The organism is Frankia sp. ACN1ag (assembly GCF_001414035.1).
Lineage (GTDB): Bacteria > Actinomycetota > Actinomycetes > Frankiales > Frankiaceae > Frankia > Frankia torreyi.
Genome location: NZ_LJPA01000010.1, coordinates 35,366 through 54,986, shown reverse-complemented (window position 1 = coordinate 54,986; position 19,621 = coordinate 35,366). Strand labels below are relative to the sequence as shown.

Below are 19,621 nucleotides of genomic sequence, written 5' to 3'. Positions count from 1 at the left end.
CGAGCCCGATCTCGATCTCGACCTCAGACCTCGATCTCGACCAGACAACGAAGGAGGCGCCGTGTCCGTAACGGCAGCGCCGTCCAGCGGCTCCGACACGTTCCCCACCGGCGCCTGGGAGCTCCCGGACGAGTTCCGGATGCTCGCCGACACGGTGCGCCGGTTCATGGAGACCGAGGTCCGCCCGCTGGAGGACACGCTCCCCCACGACGCGGCCGGCCTGCCGCCCGAGCTGCTGAAGCCACTGCAGGCCAAGGCCCGCGCGGCTGACCTGTGGGCGCTGCAGACGCCGGCGGAGTTCGGCGGTGCCGGGCTGAGCGTGCTCGGCCAGGTCGTCGTCGCCGAAGAGGCGGCGAAGTGCCGGATGGGCGCGTTCTTCCCGGCCTGCGGGGCGTTCGGCGGCAATCCGCCGACGGTGATGTTCTCCGCGACCCAGGAGCAGTTCGAGACGTACGCCCGTCCCATCATCGAGGGTAAGGCGGGCCGGGCGTTCACCGCGATCAGCGAGCCGTCCGGCGGCTCCGACCCGGCGCGGGCGATCCGCTGCCGCGCCGAGCGCGACGGCGACCACTACGTCATCAACGGCACCAAGATGTGGACGACCCACGCCGGTTCCGCGGCCTGGGGGGTGCTCTACGCGCGCACCGGCGAGCCGGGCCGCCGCGACGGGATCACCTGCTTCATCCTGCCCAACGACGTCGAGGGGCTGACCAAGTTCCCGATCGACGTGATGACCTCCTACGCGCCGTACGAGCTGCACTTCGACAACGTCCGGATCCCGGTGGCCAACCGGATCGGCGAGGAGGGGCAGGGCTTCCGGCTCGCCTCGCAGTTCCTGGTCTCCGGGCGCATCGCCTACGCCGCCGGCCCGATCGGCATCGCCCAGCAGGCGCTGGGGATGGCGATCGACTGGGTCAAGCAGCGCGAGGTCTTCGGCTCCCGGCTGGCCGACAAGCAGGGCATCCAGTGGATGATCGCCGACAGCGAGGTGGAGCTGCGCGCCGCCCGTCTGCTGATGTACCAGGCGGCCTGGAACGCCGACCTCGGCAAGGATGTGCGGGTCGACGCGTCGGTGTGCAAGATGTACGGCACCGAGGCCGCCTACCGGGTCCTGGACCGCTGCGTGCAGATGTTCGGCGCGCTCGGCCTGTCCAAGGAGATGCCGCTGGAGCGCTGGTTCCGCGACCTGCGGGTCAAGCGCCTCGGCGAGGGCGCCTCCGAGGTCCAGAAGATGATCATTGCCCGCGAGCTGCTCCGGTGACGCGCGCATGACCGAGACCGGAACCTCGCTGCCCGCCGACGCGTCCGCGGGCGGCCTCGTCCCGGCGGCCCGCGCCGAATCCGCGCAGCTCGCCCCGGTCGGGGTCGCCCTGCCGGCACGGGAGTACGCCGAAAGCCGCTTCCGGCTGAGCCAGGTGATCCGCGACGAGCGCGGCGTGCGCGTCACGATGCAGCTTGGCCCGTGGCTCGACGGGCCCGACGGCGTCGCGACGATCGGTTCGCTCGGCGTCCTGGTGGACTCCGCGATCGGGATGGAGGTCTACGACGCCCGGCCGGAGAACTCCCACTCGGTCACCGCCGAGCTCTCCGTCGACGTCGTCGGCCCCCCGCCGTGGTCCGGCGGGCTGCTGACGGCCAGCGCCGAGCTGCTCGGACGGGATCCCGCCGGCGGGACGGCCCGCTGCGAGGTCCGCGACGACGCCGGCCGGCTGATCGCCGTCGGCATCGGCCGCTGCCGCTTCGTCAGCATCCCGGGCACGGCCGCGGGTTACCTCGACGGCGAGCCGCAGATGCTGCCGCCGGCCGCGCACCACTCGCTGCTGGCGGCCCTCACCCGGGCCGACGCCGGGGACGCGGCCATCGCCGGCCCCGTGCGCGACGGTGACCTGGGCCGGTTCCTCCTGCCCGCCAACCCGGCGTTCGAGAACGGCGGCGGCACGGTGCACGGCGGCATACTGTTCTGCGCCGCCGAGCTCGCCACCGAGGCGCTCGCCGACCCGGCGGTGCCGGAGCGCACGACGGCGATCCGGGTGAACTACCTGCGCCCGGCCGACCTCGCCGCCGAGGTCACCGCCACCGCCGAGCTCGTCCACCGCGGCCGCACGGTCTCGCTCTACCGGGTGACGACGGCGGGTCCGTCCGGCAAACCCGCGACCCTGGCCACCATCACCCGCGAGCGCGGCACCCCGGTGTTCTGACCCCGACCTCGCCGCCGCCCGGTGCATCCATCGGCGCCGGGCGCGGCGCGGCGCGGCGGGGCTGCTGTGGCCATGCCCGACGCTGCGGCACGCCGACCGTTCGTGACGTTCTGGCTACTGTTGGGCCATGCCTCGCGAGTGGGACGCCCGCACCTACGATTCGTTGCCTCTCCCCCACCTGTTCTGGGGTAAGAAGACGCTCGGCCGACTCACCCTGACCGGCGCCGAGACGGTCCTCGATGCCGGTTGCGGCACCGGGCGCGACACCAGCGCCCTGCTCGACCTGCTGCCCGACGGGCGCGTGATCGCCCTGGACGGCTCCGCCGCCATGCTCGGCCAGCTACGGGCCCGTCTCGCCGACCGCCTCGACCGCGTCGAGGTGATCCAGGCCGATCTGCTGAAGCCGCTGCCCGTCCACACCTCGGTCGACGCCGTCGTCAGCGTCGCCGCCTTCCACTGGCTGCCCGATCACGACACGGTCTTCAGGAATCTGGCCGCGGTCATGCGGCCCGGGGCCCAGCTCGCCTTCGAATGCGGCGGCCAGGGCAACGTCGCGAGCATCGTCCACGCCATCAACGAGGTGCTGCCGGACGCGCCCCGGATCTGGAACTTCGCCGGCGTCGAGGACACCACACGCCGCCTGCTCGCCGCGGAATTCACCGACCTCGAGGTGACCCTGACGCCAGATCCCGCCCGACTCGAACAGGGCGAGCAGCTCAGCAGCTTCCTGGCGACGGTGATGCTGGGCGCACACCTCGACCTCCTCCCCGAGGATGAGCGGGTGGCCTTCGTCGACGCGATCACCGCCCGCCTCCCGGAACCCGTCGTCGACTACGTCCGTCTCCAGGTCCGCGCCACCCGAGCCGGCACCTGACCGTTGCCCGGCCGCGACCCGGACACCGACCCCTCCTACGGCCGCATGACGGACGGCCACATCCCGGCCATGTCCCGGCCACGTCCGCCTATCCCGCCGGCTTCCACCGCCGTGGTTCCTGTGTCGTCTCCGCTCACAGCGTACGAACATGTGTTCGACATCCGGGATGTGTTGTTCTACCGTCGACCCATGGTTCTCGACGACGACCTCGGGGACGGCCCTGACCCGCCGGCCTGTCACTGCTACGGGCCCCTCCCCGTCGGAGCGGCGGTCATGACGCGCTGCGCCCGACTACGGCACGGACAGGCGGGCGGATGACCGGATCCCTGGTCGCGAACAATACCACGCGCTAATATGCGAACACATTCGACATTGTTGCCGCGGAAAGCGGGGTCGGGCGATGCACGGTGGACCGATTGTCAAATTCCTGGATGACGCGCACTGGTTCGACGTGACCCGGTTGGAGTATCCGGACGGGCGGATCGCGCGGATCCAGGAGGCATGGATCCAGCTTTCGCCGCGCTACGTGTGTTTCTACAACAAGTGGGATCCCGGCGCGATCACGCCTCGGCACGGACATCATGGGGATCACTCGATTTTCGTCACCCGCGGGCAGGTCTCGGACGGCACGCATGTCTGCGGCCCCGGTTCGCACATCATGCTGGAGTACGGCGACACCTTCGGCCCCTGGGAGGCCGGGCCCGAGGGCTGCGAGATGTACGGGGTGATCATGGGCGTCGGGCACCCGTTCCTGGACAAGGCCGCCTGGCGCATGTACCTCGCCGAACGTGGGATCGTCGAGCATCCCTGCCCGCCGCCGCCGCTGCCGCTGTGGTCGGCCGGGCTGAGCGTGCTCCCCGCGGACTGACCGGACCCGCGCCGCGGACAGTCCCGCCCGCGCGCCATGCCGTGACCCGGACGGTTCGCCGTGCCCCGGCCGGCCATGGCCCAGACCGCGATGCCCTGGTCCGCCCGCGCGACGGCCGGGGCACCGCAGGACGGTGCCCCGGCCGGGGGCGGGCTATTCGATCGGGTCGTCGATCGTCGGGTTACGCACGCCGAAGCCGATCTCCTTGACGTTGAACGTCGGCTTCAGGCCCGGGCGGTCCACCCACGACGGGCGCGGCACGTGGCCGGGCTCGGGGCGGGCCCAGTCGACCCAGGTGCCCCAGTCGTCGCGGGTCAGCTTGATGTCGCCGGGCGTGTACGGCTGGCCGAACTCGGCGTACCACTTGCCGAAACGCTTCATCTCGTAGGCAATCCAGTAGTCCTCCTCGGACTTGAACTGCCCGTTGCCGGCGTACTCCAGAATCTGGATCGACTCGGCGCCGACCTTGGGGCCGCCGGGCACCTTGTAGTTGTCGGCCCAGTTGATGCCCTTCCAGACCACCGTGTCACCGTCGATCTTGTACCAGATCATCGGCGTGTAGGTGCCCGGCGACCAGGACATGGTGACGTCGAGGTACTCCTCGATCTCGTCCTGGCCGTTGAAGGTGCCCCAGTAGTGGTCCTTGTACCAGGCGTCCTCGGTGAAGCACTCGTGTGCCCAGCGCTTCCAATNCTCGGCGACCGGCCCGAGTAAGTAGTAGTTCTTGAATGCTGCTTCCACTTCTTCGCGGGAATGGCTCACGCGGCCTCCAGGGGTGTGGGTGGCATTGCAGGCGCCTCGAGGGCGGTCAGGCGCGGACCGTGGTCGGGGTGTAGGCGGCCTTGAGGTGCTTGATGCCGTGGAGGAAGTTCGTCCGCAGGAACTGCGGCTCCTCGACGGCGTGAATGTCAGGAAGGTACTCGAACAGCGCCTTGAACACCACGGCCAGTTCGAGGCGGGCGAGGTGCGCGCCCAGGCAGAAGTGCGGGCCGGGGGCGCCGAAACCGAGGTGCGGCGGGGTGAGGTCGCGGCGCACGTCGAACCGGGTGCCGTCGGGGAACACCGACTCGTCCTGGTTCGCCGAGCGGTACCACAGCACGAGCTTGTCGCCCTCGCGGAACTCCTGGTCGCCGAGGCGCACCCCGTCGGCGGTGACGGTGCGGCGCATGTGCAGCACCGGCGACGCCCAGCGGACGACCTCGTCGACGGCCGTCGGCGTGACGCCGTCGATGTCGGCGGCCCACAGCGCCCGCTGGTCGGGGTTCTGGGTGAGCGCGAGCAGGCCGTGCGCGATGGCGTTGCGGGTGGTCTCGTTGCCGGCGCCGACCAGCAGGATGAAGAAGGAGGCGAGCTCCTGCGCCGTGAGGTTGTCGCCCTCGGCGGCGACGAGGAGGCTGATGAGGTCGTCGCCGGGGTTCTTCAGCCGGTCGGCGGCGAGCTCGCGCAGCAGTTCGGCGAAGTCGTCGCCGACCCGGGACAGGTTCTTCGCGACCCCACGCGGGCTCTGGTCCGGGACGTACTCGGGGTCGCTGGCGCCGAGCAGCTTGTTCGTCGACTCGAAGATGAACTGCTCCTGGCTGCGCGGGATGCCCATCATGTCGTTGACGATGCGCAGCGGGATCAGCGCGGCGACCTCGGTGACGAAGTCACACTCGCCCTTCTCCGCCACCGTCCCGAGGACCTCCCGGGTCACCTCGCCGACGTTGGCGCGCAGCGCCTCCAGGTTCTTCGCGGTGAACCCGCGGGAGATGATCCGACGCTGCCGGGCGTGCTGCGGGTTGTCCATCGCGATGATGGAGCCGAAGAACTCCCGCAGGTCCAACGGCTGGTCGAAGATGTTGGTGCCCTGCCCGGAGCAGAAGTCCTCCGGCCGGCGGCTGACCTCCATCACGTCGGCGTAGCGGGTCACCGCGTAGAAGCCGCGGCCCCGGACGTTGCCGGCGAGGTCGAGTTCGGGGAAGTACGGGCGTTCCCCGGACGCGCGCACGCTCGCGAAGTAGGCGTCGCGTTCGGCCGCGGGCCGGGTCCACCAGTCGAGATCGTCCAGGTCGACGTCAGCGATCAGGCTCATGGCCGGTTCTCCTCGTGCTGTGCGGCGGCACCGCGGGACGGATGCGGCGCGCTCCGGTGGTCGTTCGGACGGGTGGCGGCGAGCTGGGGCGGCGAGCTTGAGTGGCGGCGAGCTGGGGGGGCGGCGAGCTCGAGGGGGCGGTGAGGCGGGTGCCGGATCAGGCGGCGTCGGCGGCCGGGTAGCGCAGCACGCCCCGCAGGTTCGTGCCCGCGCGCAGGTCGTCGAACGCGTCGTTGATGTCGTCGAGGGGGTAGGTCCGCGACACCATCACGTCGAGGTCGACCTGGCCGACGCTGGACAGCTCCAGCAGCTTGGGGATGTCGGCGCGCGGGTTGCCCGAGCCGTAGAGCGTGCCGATGATGCGCTTCTCGGTCAGCGTCAGGTCCATCAGGTTCACGTCGATGGACGTCTCCGTCGCCGGGTGGATGTTGGTGACGACAAGCGTGCCCCGCTTGGCCGTCATCCGCAGGGCCTTCTTGACCAGCTTGCCGTCCCCGACGCCCATCGCGCAGATGAACACGTCGGCGCCGCGGTCCCAGGTCGCCTCCGCGACGACGGCGGGGGCCTCCTGCCAGGAGGTCGCGACGTGGGTGGCGCCGAGCTCGAGGACCTTGTCCTTCTTCGTCTCGACCGGCTCGATCGCGACGATCACCTTGGCACCGGCGAGCTTCGCGCCCTGGATGGCCGCGCCGCCGATGCCGCCGACCCCGGCGACGACCACGGCGTCGCCGGGGCGGACCTGGGCGGCGTAGACCGCCGAGCCCCAGCCGGTGACGAACCCGCAGCCCAGCAGGCAGGCCCGGTCCAGCGGGTAGTGGTTGTCGATCTTGATGACGCTGGCCTCGTTGACCACCGTGTGGTGGGCGAACGACCCGATCAGGCAGGCGGTGGAGATGTCCTCGCCCTTGGCGTGGTGGCGGTAGCCGTCGTCGGAGATGTGCCGCCCGCTGTAAAGCTTGGCGCCGAGGTCGCACAGGCTCTGGTGGCCGGTCGAGCAGGACGGGCAGCGCCCGCACGACGGCATGAACCCGAACACGACGTGGTCACCGGGCTTCAGCCAGGACACGTGCGCACCGACCTCGCGCACGACCCCGGCGCCCTCGTGCCCGCCGATGCACGGGATGCGGAACGGCATGTCGCGGGTGACGAGGTGCTCGTCGGAGTGGCAGATGCCCGAGGCGTGGAGTTCGACCAGCACCTCGTCGTGCTTGGGCGGGTCGAGCTCGATCGTCTCGACCGCCCACGGGGCGTTCGGCTCCCAGAGCACCGCGGCCTTGGTCTGCACTGTCGTGTGGTCCTCTCGTCGCTACCGGCAGTCCGATGCTGGTCGGTGGGTCCGGTACTGGTCGGTGGTCCGGTGCTGGCCGGTGGTTCGGTGCTGGGGGGCGGCCGGTCGGGCCGCCGGGGGGTCACCCCGCCGGCAGGATGATCGACTGGTACTCGGTGTAGGCCGCCAGTCCCTCCGGACCGCCCTCGCGGCCGATGCCGGACTGCTTGAACCCGCCGAACGGGCTGCCGAGGTCCATGCCGGCGCTGGAGTTCACCCCGACGCCGCCGGCGCGGATGCGGCCGGCGACCGCCTCCCCCGCGGCGATGTCGGTCGTCCACACCGCGCCCGCCAGGCCGTAGTCGGAGTCGTTGGCGATGCGCACCGCGTCGTCGACGCCGTCGTAGGGAATCACGACCATGACCGGGCCGAAGATCTCCTCGCGGGCGACGCGCATGCCGTTGTCCACGCCGGCGAACAGGGTCGGCTCGACGTACCAGCCGCGGTCGAGGCCCTTGGGCCGGCCGCCGCCGGTGACCAGGCGGGCGCCGTCGGCCTCGGCGGAGCTCAGATAGCCCTCGACCCGCTCGCGGGCCTGGCTGGAGATCAGCGGGCCGACCTCGGTGGCGGGGTCGCTCGGGTCGCCGACCCGCAGCGCACCGATGCGGGTGCCGAGCGCGTCGACGACCTCGTCGTAGCGGTCGCGGGGGGCGAGCACGCGGGTCTGGGAGACGCAGATCTGCCCGCCGTTGGACATCGCCCCGCCGACGATCGCCTCGACCGTGCCCGCGCCGAGGTCGACGTCGGGCAGCAGGATCGCCGCCGACTTGCCGCCGAGCTCCAGTGTGCAGCGGCGCAGGTCGCGCGCGCACAGCTCGCCGATGTGGCGGCCGATGGCCGTCGACCCGGTGAAGCTGATCTTGTCGACGCCGGGGTGGCGAACGAGATGCTCGCTGGCCGCGGCCTCGCCGGGAACGATGGACAGCACGCCCGGGGGCAGGCCCGCCGCCTCGGCCGCCTCGGCGAGCAGGTAGGTGTGCAGGGGGGTCTGGGGGGCCGGCTTGAGCACGACGGTGCAGCCGGCCAGCAGGGCCGGGGCGAGCTTGAGCGCGGCGACGAACAGCGGCGCGTTCCACGGCACGATCGCGCCGACCACGCCGACGGGCACCTGCCGCACCCGCACCGGGCCGCCGAAGCCGCCCTTGCGGGTCGTCTCCCACTCGTGGCTGCGCCCGATGCCGCTGTAGGTGGCGAACACGGCGGTGGCGATCCCGACCTGACCGATGGTCGACCACGCCCGCGGCGAGCCGACCTCCGCGGAGATGAGATCGGCGAACTCCTCCGCGCGCGCCCGGATCGCCTTGCCGAGCCGGCCGACGATCTGCGCGCGCTCGGCCGGGTCGAGAGCCGGCCAGGGGCCGGCGTCGAAGGCGCCGCGGGCGGCGGCCACCGCCGCGTCGACGTCGGCGATCGAGGCGCTCGGCACGCGCCCGATCGGCTCCTCGGTCGCCGGGGAGAACACGTCGATCACCCGGGACGAGGCCGGCGGCACCCAGCCACCGATGAAGAGATTCTCGTGGGTGTACAAGGAGGTCTCTTTCCCACTGATGATCAGGTCGGGCGGCCGGGCCACGACCGGACCGGCCCGAGGAGGACGACGCCCGGGCTCCCGCCCGACCGTATGATCACTTAATTCTGGCGTTCATGTCACCGATGTGCAAACAGTACCCGCGCGGACTACGCACCGGCCGTGTTCGCCGGGGTTCGCGCGGCGAAGTGCTGCAGGACCGGGCCGAGCAGCTCCGGGGTGGACCCGTGCAGGACCAACTCGTCGGCGCCGGCGTCGAGGTAGTCGTCGAGGCGGGCGGCGCACTCGCTCGCGGAGCCCACCGCGGCGGCGTCGGTCAGCCACGACGGGGGCAGGGTGCCGGCGACGTCGAGGAGCTGGTGGCGGGTGAAGACGTTGTCGGCGGACCCGCGCAGGCCGGCCATCAGCGGGTGGGAGCGCAGCGCCGCCAGCGGCTCGACGCCCCACTCGTTCACCCCGGCCAGCCGCTCGCCGAAGCCCGGGATCTGGAAGTAGGTCACCGCGCGGGCACCGACCACGGCCGTCTCCTCCTCGGGCGTGAGGTCGGGGGCGACCACGACGGTGGCGTAGACCTTCACTGTCGACGGATCGCGCCCCGCCTCGGCCGCGGACTTGCGCACGATCGCCACCGAGCGGGCGACGGCCTCCGGGGTGAGGAAGGGGTGCAGCAGCGCGCCGTCGAAGTGCGCCCCGGCGAGCGCGAGGCTCTTCGGGCCGATCGCGGCGAACACCAGCTCCGGCGGCGCGACGTCGGGCAGGTCACCCAGGCGCATGACCGGGAAGCGCCCGGCGGGACCGTCGTAGGAGACCTTCTCCCCCCGGCACAGCCGGCGCAGCATGTCGGCGGAGTCGACGAGCACCTGGTTGGTCATCGCCGGCAGGCCCACGGCCTTCCACATCGGGCCGACCGAACGCCCGAAGCCCAGCGTCAGGCGCCCGCCGCTGAGCGCCTGGGCCGTCATCGCGGTGGAGGCCAGCACGACGGGGTGGCGCACGAGGAAGTGGGTGATGCCCGAGGCGATGCGCACCCGGCTGGTGGCCTGGCCGATGGCGCCCGCGAGCACGCCGAAGTCCTTCGTCCCCCACCGCTCGCTGAGCCACACGGTGCCGAGCCCGAGGTGCTCGGCGGTCTGCGCCTGGCCGATCGCGGGCCGCGGATCCGCGACCCGGCCGGGCAGGACGTAGGCGCCGAGGCGGTCCGCCACCCGGGCAGCACCGGTCAGATCGCGGTCCCTGTTCGTCGTCATGCCCCTATTCTGACATCCGTGTCTAGTATTTGGGCGATCAGCCGGTCCGGGCGGTCGGCAACCGGGACACGCGGGCGGAAGGAGTCAGGATGGCCACCACGGCACAGCGGGATCTCGAGGCGACCCGGGAGGTCCTGCGGGGGTGGCTGCGGGACCGGCACGGCGCCACCGACGTGGAGATCTCGCCCCTGACCTCGCCGAAGGCCGGCTACTCCAACGAGACCCTCTACCTGCACCTGGCCTGGACCCCGCCGGACGGCCCGCGTCGCGGCGAGGACCTCGTCCTGCGCATCGAGCCCACCGGCCACCAGCTCTTCGTGACCCCCGACGCGGTCCGCCAGGCCCGGATCATGCAGGCGCTCGCCCCTCACCCGGGCGTGCCGGTGCCGACCATCTGGTATATCGAGCCCGACCCCACCGTGCTGGGCTCGCCGTTCTACCTGATGGGCCGGGTCGACGGCCGGGTGCCCGGCGACGTCCCGAGCTGGCACGCCGAGGGCTGGACGGTCGAACTCAGCCCGGCGCAGCGGACCCTGATGCACGACAACGCGCTGGCCTCCCTGGTCGCGCTGCACCGCATCGACGTGCGCGACGGCTTCGACTTCCTGACGCCCGCGGGCACCGGCACCGCGCTCGACCGCTACCTGGCTGGGCTGCGCGACTGGCACACCTGGGCGCAGCCGAGCCTGCGCTGGGAGCCCGAGACCGTCGCCGCCGCCGTGGACCACCTGCTGCGCGAGCGCCCCGACGACTCCTCCGCCGGCATCGTGTGGGGCGACGCCCGGGTCGGCAACATCAGCTTCGGCGCCGACCTGTCCGTGCGGGCGATGTTCGACTGGGAGACGGCCACCGTCGGCCCGCCCGGCATCGACCTCGGCTGGTGGCTGATGTTCGAGGACTTCCTCTGCGAGGCACAGCGGCTGACCCGCCTGGAGGGCGTGCCCGACCGGGCCGCGATCATCGCCCGCTACCAGGAGCTGTCCGGCCGGCCGGTGGAGCACATCGACTACTACGAACTGCTCGCCGCCACCGTGATGACGCTGATCAACAGCCGCCTCGGCGTGCTGCTGATGACGAGCGGCGGGCTGCCGGAACGGGTCGCCTCCGCCTACGCCCGCCGCACCATCAGGATGATCCGTCGCGGCCTCGACCGCGTCGCCGCCTGAGCAGCGCCACCCGGGGACGGCCGCCCGCAGAGACATGACAGCAGCGTTAGAAAGTTGCTCTGCCTCCTGCTAGCGTGCAGCACGTCACGGTGGCGCGGCAGGCAGCACGCAGCACGGCGCCGCCGCCCGGCGACGGGCCGACCAGATCGCGACCCCGGGCGCACCGCCTGACCACCTCGACCGACGACCCGACGGAGCAGTGATGAGCGCACCCAGCGAGGCGGGCGCCGCGTGGGAGTTCCCGATCGAACGCGGCAAGATCCGTGAGTTCGCCCTCGCCATGCAGTCCGAGGCGCCGGAATACCAGCACCCGGACGCCGTGGTCCCGCCGACGTTTCTGATCAACGCCAACCGCTGGGCGCCCGAGGGTGCCCGCGTGCCGCACGGGTTCGACCGCCGCCGGCTGCTGCACGGCGAGCAGGAGTACATCTTCCACGGGCCGCCGCCACGCGCCGGGCAGACCCTCTACGCCGCCGAGCGCCTCGCCGAGCGCTACGAGAAGCCGGGCCGGCGCGGGGGCACCATGAAGTTCGCCGTCATCGTCACCGAGTTCCGCGACGAGGCGGGCACCCTGGTCGCCGAGGGCCGCGCGACCTACATCGAGACCGCGAAGGCCACCAAGTCCGCGGAACCGGCCAAGTCCGCGGAACCAGCCAAGACCGCGGAGTCGGCGGCGGCCGCGCAGCCGGCGCCGGTTACCGAGGAGAAGGCATGACGGCCCCTGGCACCACCCTCGCCGACCTCGCGGTGGGTTCCTCCCCCGAGCCGCGCGCGTTCGGCCCGCTCACCCGGCAGATGTTCGTGCGCTACTCGGGGGCGTCGGGCGACCTCAACCCGATGCACTACGACGACACGTTCGCCCAGCGCGCCGGCTACCCGTCGGTGTTCTCCCAGGGGATGCACCAGGCGGCCCTGCTGGCCACCTTCGCCACCGACTGGCTGGGCGCGGAGAACGTGCGCCGTTTCCACGTCCGCTTCCGCGAGCAGGTCTGGCCGGACGACGTGCTGACCTGCTCCGGGGTGGTCACGGCCATCGAGGAGCAGCCCGAGGGCCGGCTGGTCTCGGTGGACCTGAGCTGCGCGCGTCAGACCGGCGGCGTGGCCATCGCCGGCGCCGCGGAGTTCCTGCTCCCGCACTGACGGCGGACGCCGGCCCGCAGGATCGACCGCTCGACGCTGGGCCGCTCCCATCCCGGCCGGGATCGGCCGGGATCAGCCGGGTGGCGTTACCCCAAGACTCGGTGGCGCCTGCTCCGAGAGTCAGCCGACCTCGGCGACGGGCGCGGCCGGGGATCCGCGGTCCGGCATCAGGGCGACAGCCGGACCGCGGATCCACCTTCCACCCGCGACCCCCACTGACGATCAAGATGTTCCCCCGAACCGCACCACGCACCCGGACCCCGACCTTCGGCTTCGGCTTCGGCTTTTGGATCATGGTGTTCCGCGGAACCGCGCCCCAGTCCCCCGCCCGCGCGGCTGTTCGCCGGAGCCCGGGCCGAGCCCCAGCCGCCTANTTACTGACGGTGACGNTCGAGGGGGGTGAGAGCGGGGGTGTGCGNGGGGCCGGCGTCCCGTGGTTCTTTGCTATGGACATATTTGCTATGGACATAGCGGACGCCAAACCGGCCACAGGGACCACGGTGGTCGCTCTCCCACGCATCCACCCCGAACACCCATCCGTCGCCGCCACGCTCCGCGATCGCCGCCGCCGCCGCGAGCAGGTGACACGGTCATGCAGATTCCGTGGAGCCGGAACCGGACGGGATCCGCTCGGACCGGGCGCGCCGAGCTACAGACCAGTTACGTGCCTCGTCGGGTCGGGACCGCGTCTGATCGGCTAGCACTGCGCGCAGCTCTCGGCGGGCGGGCCGGCGGCGGGCGGCCGCGGGTTGAACAGGGTGCCGAGAGCGGCGAGGGCGCCGGGCACCGGCCGGTAGTAGGCCCAGACGCCGCGCTTGTCCCGGCTGATCAGGCCGGCGTCGACGAGGACCTTCAGATGGTGGCTGACGGTCGGCTGGGTCAGTCCGAGGGGCTCGGTGAGTTCGCAGACGCAGGCTTCGCCGCCGTCGCGGGCGTAGATCATCGACAGCAGTCGCAGCCGGGCGGGGACCGCGATGGCCTTCAGCACGGCGGCGAGCTGGTCGGCGTCGTGCGCGGACAGGGGCGCGGCGGCCAGCGGGGTGCAGCAGGCCCCGAGCGCACCGGCCGGGTCGCCGCCGGCCTCGTCGGGCCGGCCGGTGGACGCCGTGGCGGGGGCGGGCATCGAGGTCGTGGCCATGGGGACCAGCATGCCACGAGAGATTGACAGTGGTCTATGTCCGTGGGCATGCTCCGTCCGGCAGGCATAGACGAGTGTCGATGTAAGCGAGGTGGTCGGGATGGCGCGGGTGCAGTTGGCGTTGAACGTGTCCGATGTGGACGCGGCGGTGGAGTTCTACTCGAAGCTGTTCGGGGTGGCGCCGGCGAAGCGTCGGCCGGGGTATGCGAACTTCGCGGTCGACGTGCCGCCGTTGAAGCTGGTGCTGATCGAGAACCCGGACGCCCGCGGCAGCGGGGTCGCGGGAGCACTGAACCATCTCGGCGTCGAGGTCGAATCCACCGAGGAGGTCACCGCCGCGACGACCCGGCTGGCGGGGGCCGGGCTGGAGACCGCGGTCGAGGAGAACACCGCCTGCTGCTACGCGGTACAGGACAAGGTGTGGGTCGATGATCCCGACGGTGCGCCGTGGGAGGTCTACACGGTGCTCTCCGACGTCGTCGATGGGTCGATGCCGACGCTGCGGATGGTGGAACCGGGCGGCGGCCCGGGGTCGGCCTGCGCCTGCGGACCGGGGGTGGACTGCGGCCCGACGTCGGACCCCGCCGGCGTCGAGGGCGCCGAACCGGCGCCCGCCGGCGCCCGCTGAACCCCGTGGCGGACAGTGAGTCGGGTGGTCGGCCGGCGCTGGCGCGGCGGCTGGCCGCCGAGGCGGTGGGCAGCATGCTGCTGGCCGCCCTGGTCGTCGGGTCGGGGATCGCCGCGGTCCAGCTCAGCCCCGACCAGGTCGGGTTGGAGCTGGTGGAGAACGCCGCGGCGACCGCCGCCGGCCTGTTCGCGATCATCCTCATGGTCGGCCCGGTGTCCGGGGCGCACTTCAACCCGGTGGTCAGCCTCGTCGACGCCGCGTTCGGCGGCCTGTCGTGGCGCGACGCCGCCGCCTACCTGCCCGCGCAGGTCGCCGGCTGTGTCGCGGGGGCGGTGCTGGCGAACCTGATGTTCGACCGGTCGGCGGTGTCGATCGCCTCGCACCACCGGGCGTCGGGGGCGCATCTGCTTGCCGAGGTCGTGGCCACCGCCGGACTGATCCTGCTGATCTTCGCGCTGGCCCGGTCCGACCGGGCCGAGCGGGCCCCGGCGGCGGTCGGCGCCTACATCGGCGCGGCGTACTGGTTCACCAGCTCGACGAGCTTCGCGAACCCGGCGATCACCGTCGGGCGGATGTTCTCCGACAGCTTCGCCGGCATCGCCCCCGCCTCCGCCCCGGCGTTCATCGCCGTCCAGGTGGTCGGCGGGGCGGTCGGCTACGGGCTGGTCCGGCTGTTCTACCCGCCCACGGTCGCGCCGGGGCGCCTCGTGAGCGACCCGCGTCGGCAGGCCGACGCGCCACACCCATCCCGCGAACGGAGCACACTTCGATGACCGCGAGACCGTCGGTGTTGTTCGTCTGCGTCCACAACGCCGGCCGCTCCCAGATGGCCGCCGGCTGGCTCACCCACCTCGCCGGCGACCGCGTCGAGGTCCGCTCGGCCGGCTCCGCGCCCGCCGACCAGATCAACCCCGCCGCCGTCGCGGCCATGGCCGAGGTCGGCATCGACCTCACCGAGCAGGCCCCGAAGATCCTCACCGTCGACGCGGTCGAGGCCTCCGACGTCGTCATCACCATGGGCTGCGGCGACGCCTGCCCGATCTTCCCGGGCAAGCGCTACGAGGACTGGAAACTCGACGACCCCGCCGGCCAGGGCATCGACGCCGTGCGCCCCATCCGCGACGAGATCCGCGCCCGCGTCGACCGACTCCTGGCCGAGTTGCTCCCCGCCGGCACCTGACCGAGGCGAAGCGATGAGCGGGCCGCGGCGCTGTACCCGGATGGCAGCCGCGGCCCGCGGGCCGATTAGCCACCGACCCCTTCCATTTCTAACAGATCTGTCACCAGATTCCGAGCCGCGCCGGCTCATCTCACATTTCCACCGACGCCGTCACCCTGCGAAGCCGGCCCCGCCAGGGCGCCCGCCGCGCCAGCGCGATCCCGCTACCACCGTGATGCCTCGGCGGGCGAACGGGCCGGGAGCCGTCGCCTTCCGCGGCCGGCGGAGCGGGCCGACGTCCCTCGACCCCTGCCGCCTAGCGGCAACAAATCTGACACAACGACTATGCAGCGTCCGGCACGCGCCGCCGGGAGGGGGCTGACGAACGAGAGCCCGTGCCGGCGGGGCACTCCCGCCGGCACGGGCTCGTCGCGGCCGCTACTCGACACAGCCGCTACTCGACACAGCCGCTACTTGTCGCAGCCGCTACCCGACACAGCCGCTACCCGACGCAGATGGCGCTTGCGCCGTGGGGAGCGGTGAGCTTGCCGTTCTTGATCACGCCGTACCAGCCGCACGGGGTGGAGGTCGCCGGCTTGTCCTTGGTGTAGGTCGTCGGCGGGATCAGACCACCGAGGGTGTTGTTCGCGGGCAGGGCGTAGAGCCCGGTGTAGATGTCGGCGGAGGTCGGGCTGGGCCCGATCTTCGCGGCTGCCTTGCCGAAGGTGACCCCCGCGGCCCAGCCGGCGCTGGCGCTGGCGTTCAGCGGGGTGCTCGACTTGTAGGTCTTCATCGCCTGCAGGAAGTCCGCCGACTCCGGCGCGCCACCGAACCAGTTGAACGAGTCGTTCGCGATGTAGGCGCCGTTGTAGTTGGCGTTGTCCAGCAGCTTGTCGAGGAAGCTCTGCCCCGGGGAGATCAGCTGCGGCCGGTAGTTCTGCTTCGCGCAGTCCGCGACGAAGCGCTCGCTGACCTCACCCGAGCTGTTGAGGATGATCGAGTCCACCCCGGCCGAGCGCATGTTGAGGCACTGGGAGGTGTAGTTGGGCGACGACGACGAGATCGCCAGGCCGGAGGCGAACTGCAGCCCGAGCTTCGTAGCGATGCCGCCGGCGAGCGTGAGTCCCTGCGCGCAGGCGGGGACCTCGGCGCAGACGACCATGCCGAGCTTCTTCTTACCGGCGATCTTGGCGGCGTTCACCTCGGACACGACGTAGTTGACGGCAGTGTCGGAGGTCGGGAAGAAGTTCGGATCGGTCAGCCACAGCGCCGCGGTGGCCGAGCCGCCGATCACCGGAATCTTCTTGTCGTCGATGTACTTCTGCCAGGACGACTCCAGCCCGGACTCGTGCGTGCCGACGAGCGCGATCACGTGGTCGTTCTCGACCATGCCCTTGACGGCGGCCAGGGACTTGGCCGGGTCGTTGGCGTCGTCGCGGACGACGACCTTGACCGGGTGCCCGTTGATCCCGCCCCGGTCGTTGGTCCACTGCGCCCAGGCCTGCACGGCGTCCGCCGTCGCCTTGGAGATCACGCCGGCGAAGCCGCTGAACTGGCCCACCGTGCCGATGACCAGCGGGCTGCCGGTCGGTGCCGGCGACTTCGGGGCCGCCGGAGCCGCCGAGGCGCCGCCCCCGGACCCGCCCGAGCTGCCACCGGAGCTGCCGGAGCTGCCGCACGCGGCGACCGCGAGGACCAGGGCCACGAGACACACGGCCGGTCGTAATATCTGGCGCTTCACACAGGTGCCCTTCTTCTTCAACGGGTTGTCAGATCCAGCACCTCCCCCCACGCCATGGGCATGGGCGGAGAAAAGGGGATGCCGCGGACGGAGGCGTCGGCGCTCCGCGGGCGCCACGGTCGGTCGCGACGCGGTCAGCCGCCGGTGGCGTCGGCGGTGCGGTTGGCGCTGGCCGTGCGGTCGGTCGCGGCGGTGACGGCGGCGGTGGTGGCGGTGGCGGTGGTGGCGGCGGTGGTGGCGGCGGCGGCGGTGGTGGCGGCGGCGGCGGCGGCGGCGGTGAGGGTGATCGCGCGTTCGGGGCACGATCCGGCGGCGCGCCGGGCGCCCTCGACGCGGTCGGCGGCGACCGGGCCGTCGTCCGTCACCTGGCCGTAGCCCTCGTCGTCGTCGTGGAAGACGTCGGGGGCGAGCATGTAGCACAACCCGTGCCCGACGCACAGGTCGCGGTCGATCGTGACCCTCACCGCGCCGCGCCCGGGGTGAGGACGAGGGGAAGGGCCTCCAGGCCGACGGTGCCGCGGGGGAACTTCACCGTCGGCGCGAACCCGGGCGCGATGTCGTAGTGCGGGATGAGACGGTGCCACTCCTCGTAGACCAGGCGCATCTCGAGGCGGGCGAGGTGGGAGCCGAGGCAGCGGTGCACGCCGACGCCGAAGCTGGCGTGCGGGTTGTCGCCGCGGTGGAAGTCGATCCCGTACGGATCGGGGTAGCGCGCCTCGTCGCGGTTGCACGCGGCGATGTAGGCGGTGACCCGGGTGCCGGCGGGCAGCGTGCGCCCGCCGAGTTCGGTCGCCGCGGTGGTGATCCGCGGTACGAACGGCGCCGGCGGGTCGAGGCGGAGCAGCTCCTCCACGGCGGCGGGGACGAGGGCGGGATCGTCGACGATCTCCTGGCGGCGGTCGGGGTTGCGGGCGAGGCGTTCCATCCCGAAGCCCAGGGCGTCGGTCACCGTGTCGAGGCCGGCGAGGACGAACAGGAAGCACAGGCCGATCACCTCGGCGTCGGTGAGCGCGTCGTCACCGTCGAGGCAGAGCAGCTCGCTGAGCACGTCCGGGCCGGGAACGCCGCGGCGGGCGGCCACCAGCTCGGACAGGTAGGTGAACAGCTCGCCGGCGTGGCGCAGGTCGGCCTCGTCGGTGCTGATCGCCCCGGACGGGTCGCTCAATGCGAGGATCGCGTCCTTCCAGGCGACAAACTGGTCGCGCATGTCCAGCGGGAGACCGAAGAAGGTCAGGAAGGCCTGCACCGGGAAGACCGACGCGACGTCGGCCACGAAGTCGCATTCGCGGCGCGCCGGCAGCGGCGCGATGAGCTCGGCGAGCTGGCGGCGTAACTCCGGTTCCAACGGCCTGATGCTGCGCGGGCTGAAGAAGGGCTGCAGGATGTGCCGGTAACGGGCGTGCTCCGGCGGGTCGAACGCGATCGGGACCAGCGGGAGCGGGCTGCCGAGGCTGTCGAAGGCCTGCCGGGAGGAGAACACCGCCGGATTGCGGAACGCGGCCTCGACGAGGGCGTGATCGGTGAGCGCGACGTCGGGTTCGAGCTGGACGATTCCCCCGCGTTCGCGGATGAGCCGCCACGCGGCGTCCCGGTCGTCGCGAACGGGCAGGTCCTCGAAGGTGAAGGGCTGGGCTTCGCCGGCCGACATGTGGCCTCCCTGGGTCCGTTGATCCGCTGGTCCGCTGGTCCGCCGGGGCCGCTCAGAACGCCGAGCGCAGCGCTCCGCCGTCGACCGGGATGAGCTGCCCGGTGACGTAGCCGGCCCAGGCCGAGCAGAGGAAGGCCACGACGGCGGCGATCTCCTCCGGGCGNCCCGGGCGGCCGACGGGGATGCCGGTGCTGAACTGGGTCATCATGTCGGCGGGCGCGAGGCCGCGCTGCGCCCCGACGCCGCCGACGTAGTCCCACATGCGGTCGGTGGCGATGAAGCCGGTGCCGATGGTGTTGACGGTGACGCCGTCGCGGCCGAACTCGTTGGCCAGCGAGCGGTTGAGCGTCACCACCGAGGCCCGCACGGTGTTGGCGAGGATGTGCTTGAGCTCGGGCGGCGGCTCCTTGGCCGCGCCTGAGCCGATGTTGACCAGCCGCCCCCAGCCGCGTTCCCGCATCGCGGGCGCGACCAGCCGGGTGAGGTGGATGACGCTGAGGGTCATCTCCCGGAAGGCGCGGGCGAAGTCGTCCCCGGTGAGGTCGAAGAAGTCGCCGGGGCCGGGGCCGTGGACGTTGCTGACCGCGATGTCCGGCGGCCCGAAGTGCTCCCGGGCCTCGGCCACGACCCGCTCGATCTCCTCGGCGACCGTCATGTCCGCCGCCACGCCGTGCGCGACGCCGCCGTTCTTGCGGATCGTCTCCACGACCTCGCCGACCGCCTCGGCGCCGCGGGCGGTCACGACGACCCGCACCCCCTCGGCCGCCAGCAGTTCGGCGACCGCGCGCCCGATGCCGCGGCTGCCGCCGGACACCACCGCGACCCGATCCGCGATCCCGAGATCCACAGCGACCTCCCCGGACGTCTACACGCTGCCAGATTCGTGAA

19 protein-coding genes and 1 pseudogene are annotated in these 19,621 nt (G+C 72.1%); 10 read left to right on the top strand and 10 right to left on the bottom strand.

What is annotated here, in order from left to right; genetic code table 11:
* Window positions 1–61: 61 nt before the first annotated feature.
* From UK82_RS10925 to UK82_RS10910, 4 genes are all read left to right on the top strand, one after another.
* Entirely contained in the window at window positions 62–1,261 is a 1,200-nt protein-coding gene (locus UK82_RS10925) for an acyl-CoA dehydrogenase family protein (protein ID WP_044886447.1), read from the top strand.
* Window positions 1,262–1,268: 7 nt separating this feature from the next.
* The gene (locus UK82_RS10920) at window positions 1,269–2,198 is read left to right on the top strand and encodes a PaaI family thioesterase (protein ID WP_044886448.1); all 930 of its coding nucleotides are present in this window, start codon (window positions 1,269–1,271) and stop codon (window positions 2,196–2,198) included.
* A 127-nt stretch (window positions 2,199–2,325) separates the two neighbouring features.
* A complete protein-coding gene (locus UK82_RS10915) occupies window positions 2,326–3,072 on the top strand; it encodes a trans-aconitate 2-methyltransferase (RefSeq protein WP_055407038.1) in 747 nt (248 codons plus the stop codon).
* Between the two features lie 400 nt (window positions 3,073–3,472).
* On the top strand, window positions 3,473–3,940 hold the full coding sequence (locus UK82_RS10910; protein WP_044886450.1) for a hypothetical protein: 468 nt from the start codon (window positions 3,473–3,475) through the stop codon (window positions 3,938–3,940).
* A gap of 808 nt (window positions 3,941–4,748) precedes the next feature.
* On the opposite strand, the gene UK82_RS10900 is transcribed toward UK82_RS10910, so the two are convergent.
* From UK82_RS10900 to UK82_RS10885, 4 genes are all read right to left on the bottom strand, one after another.
* Window positions 4,749–6,011, bottom strand: coding sequence for a cytochrome P450 (locus tag UK82_RS10900; RefSeq protein ID WP_044886452.1), 1,263 nt, complete (start codon window positions 6,009–6,011; stop codon window positions 4,749–4,751).
* Between the two features lie 157 nt (window positions 6,012–6,168).
* Entirely contained in the window at window positions 6,169–7,296 is a 1,128-nt protein-coding gene (locus UK82_RS10895) for an NDMA-dependent alcohol dehydrogenase (RefSeq protein WP_044886453.1), read from the bottom strand.
* Window positions 7,297–7,420: 124 nt separating this feature from the next.
* Complete coding sequence (locus UK82_RS10890; protein ID WP_044886482.1) at window positions 7,421–8,866, bottom strand: aldehyde dehydrogenase; 1,446 nt, start codon at window positions 8,864–8,866, stop codon at window positions 7,421–7,423.
* Window positions 8,867–9,015: 149 nt separating this feature from the next.
* Window positions 9,016–10,113 carry a TIGR03857 family LLM class F420-dependent oxidoreductase gene (locus tag UK82_RS10885; protein ID WP_055407036.1) on the bottom strand — a complete coding sequence of 366 codons (1,098 nt, stop codon included), beginning with the start codon at window positions 10,111–10,113 and terminating at the stop codon, window positions 9,016–9,018.
* Window positions 10,114–10,202: 89 nt separating this feature from the next.
* Between UK82_RS10885 and UK82_RS10880 the strand changes: the two genes are divergently transcribed.
* The 3 genes from UK82_RS10880 to UK82_RS10870 all read left to right on the top strand — a co-directional run bounded on the left by UK82_RS10880 (window position 10,203) and on the right by UK82_RS10870 (window position 12,419).
* A complete protein-coding gene (locus UK82_RS10880; protein ID WP_055407080.1) occupies window positions 10,203–11,279 on the top strand; it encodes a phosphotransferase family protein in 1,077 nt (358 codons plus the stop codon).
* 202 nt (window positions 11,280–11,481) lie between these two features.
* Window positions 11,482–11,994 (top strand): MaoC family dehydratase N-terminal domain-containing protein, encoded by a 513-nt coding sequence (locus UK82_RS10875; protein WP_044886456.1) that lies wholly within the window; start codon window positions 11,482–11,484, stop codon window positions 11,992–11,994.
* Window positions 11,991–12,419, top strand: a complete 429-nt coding sequence (locus tag UK82_RS10870) for a MaoC/PaaZ C-terminal domain-containing protein (protein ID WP_044886457.1) — start codon at window positions 11,991–11,993, stop codon at window positions 12,417–12,419. Before UK82_RS10875 ends, UK82_RS10870 begins: the two co-directional genes overlap by 4 nt.
* Before the next feature lie 697 nt (window positions 12,420–13,116).
* On the opposite strand, the gene UK82_RS10865 is transcribed toward UK82_RS10870, so the two are convergent.
* Window positions 13,117–13,557 (bottom strand): helix-turn-helix transcriptional regulator, encoded by a 441-nt coding sequence (locus tag UK82_RS10865; RefSeq protein WP_044886483.1) that lies wholly within the window; start codon window positions 13,555–13,557, stop codon window positions 13,117–13,119.
* A gap of 100 nt (window positions 13,558–13,657) precedes the next feature.
* Here UK82_RS10865 and UK82_RS10860 point away from each other — a divergent pair, with 100 nt between their 5' ends.
* From UK82_RS10860 to UK82_RS10850, 3 genes are all read left to right on the top strand, one after another.
* Window positions 13,658–14,185, top strand: a complete 528-nt coding sequence (locus UK82_RS10860) for an ArsI/CadI family heavy metal resistance metalloenzyme (protein WP_044886484.1) — start codon at window positions 13,658–13,660, stop codon at window positions 14,183–14,185.
* 74 nt (window positions 14,186–14,259) lie between these two features.
* Window positions 14,260–14,958 (top strand): MIP/aquaporin family protein, encoded by a 699-nt coding sequence (locus UK82_RS10855; RefSeq protein ID WP_236705801.1) that lies wholly within the window; start codon window positions 14,260–14,262, stop codon window positions 14,956–14,958.
* Window positions 14,955–15,365: an arsenate reductase ArsC gene (locus UK82_RS10850; RefSeq protein ID WP_044886459.1), complete on the top strand. Its 411-nt coding sequence runs from the start codon at window positions 14,955–14,957 to the stop codon at window positions 15,363–15,365. Before UK82_RS10855 ends, UK82_RS10850 begins: the two co-directional genes overlap by 4 nt.
* 481 nt (window positions 15,366–15,846) lie before the next feature.
* On the opposite strand, the gene UK82_RS10845 is transcribed toward UK82_RS10850, so the two are convergent.
* The 5 genes and pseudogenes from UK82_RS10845 to UK82_RS10830 all read right to left on the bottom strand — a co-directional run.
* Entirely contained in the window at window positions 15,847–17,058 is a 1,212-nt protein-coding gene (locus UK82_RS10845) for an ABC transporter substrate-binding protein (RefSeq protein WP_236705780.1), read from the bottom strand.
* Between the two features lie 161 nt (window positions 17,059–17,219).
* The gene (locus UK82_RS31255; RefSeq protein ID WP_083507133.1) at window positions 17,220–17,549 is read right to left on the bottom strand and encodes a ferredoxin; all 330 of its coding nucleotides are present in this window, start codon (window positions 17,547–17,549) and stop codon (window positions 17,220–17,222) included.
* Window positions 17,546–18,733 (bottom strand): cytochrome P450, encoded by a 1,188-nt coding sequence (locus UK82_RS10835; RefSeq protein WP_055407034.1) that lies wholly within the window; start codon window positions 18,731–18,733, stop codon window positions 17,546–17,548. The genes UK82_RS31255 and UK82_RS10835 overlap by 4 nt, the downstream gene beginning before the upstream one ends.
* A 52-nt stretch (window positions 18,734–18,785) precedes the next feature.
* Window positions 18,786–18,896: pseudogene (locus UK82_RS37245) on the bottom strand (SDR family oxidoreductase); the annotation flags it as partial.
* Between the two features lies 1 nt (window position 18,897).
* Window positions 18,898–19,547 (bottom strand): SDR family NAD(P)-dependent oxidoreductase (locus tag UK82_RS10830; protein WP_236705800.1); only part of this gene is annotated, 650 nt, incomplete at its 3' end.
* Window positions 19,548–19,621 lie beyond the last annotated feature (74 nt).

What these genes read in the sequence shown, in the direction of transcription:
- UK82_RS10920 (WP_044886448.1), top strand. Translation starts at nt 1,269, where the DNA reads ATGACCGAGACCGGAACCTCGCTGCCCGCCGACGCGTCCGCGGGCGGC.
- UK82_RS10915 (WP_055407038.1), top strand. Translation starts at nt 2,326, where the DNA reads ATGCCTCGCGAGTGGGACGCCCGCACCTACGATTCGTTGCCTCTCCCC.
- UK82_RS10910 (WP_044886450.1), top strand. Translation starts at nt 3,473, where the DNA reads ATGCACGGTGGACCGATTGTCAAATTCCTGGATGACGCGCACTGGTTC.
- UK82_RS10900 (WP_044886452.1), bottom strand. Translation starts at nt 6,011, where the DNA reads ATGAGCCTGATCGCTGACGTCGACCTGGACGATCTCGACTGGTGGACC.
- UK82_RS10885 (WP_055407036.1), bottom strand. Translation starts at nt 10,113, where the DNA reads ATGACGACGAACAGGGACCGCGATCTGACCGGTGCTGCCCGGGTGGCG.
- UK82_RS10880 (WP_055407080.1), top strand. Translation starts at nt 10,203, where the DNA reads ATGGCCACCACGGCACAGCGGGATCTCGAGGCGACCCGGGAGGTCCTG.
- UK82_RS10875 (WP_044886456.1), top strand. Translation starts at nt 11,482, where the DNA reads ATGAGCGCACCCAGCGAGGCGGGCGCCGCGTGGGAGTTCCCGATCGAA.
- UK82_RS10870 (WP_044886457.1), top strand. Translation starts at nt 11,991, where the DNA reads ATGACGGCCCCTGGCACCACCCTCGCCGACCTCGCGGTGGGTTCCTCC.
- UK82_RS10865 (WP_044886483.1), bottom strand. Translation starts at nt 13,557, where the DNA reads ATGGCCACGACCTCGATGCCCGCCCCCGCCACGGCGTCCACCGGCCGG.
- UK82_RS10860 (WP_044886484.1), top strand. Translation starts at nt 13,658, where the DNA reads ATGGCGCGGGTGCAGTTGGCGTTGAACGTGTCCGATGTGGACGCGGCG.
- UK82_RS10855 (WP_236705801.1), top strand. Translation starts at nt 14,260, where the DNA reads ATGCTGCTGGCCGCCCTGGTCGTCGGGTCGGGGATCGCCGCGGTCCAG.
- UK82_RS10850 (WP_044886459.1), top strand. Translation starts at nt 14,955, where the DNA reads ATGACCGCGAGACCGTCGGTGTTGTTCGTCTGCGTCCACAACGCCGGC.
- UK82_RS10835 (WP_055407034.1), bottom strand. Translation starts at nt 18,733, where the DNA reads ATGTCGGCCGGCGAAGCCCAGCCCTTCACCTTCGAGGACCTGCCCGTT.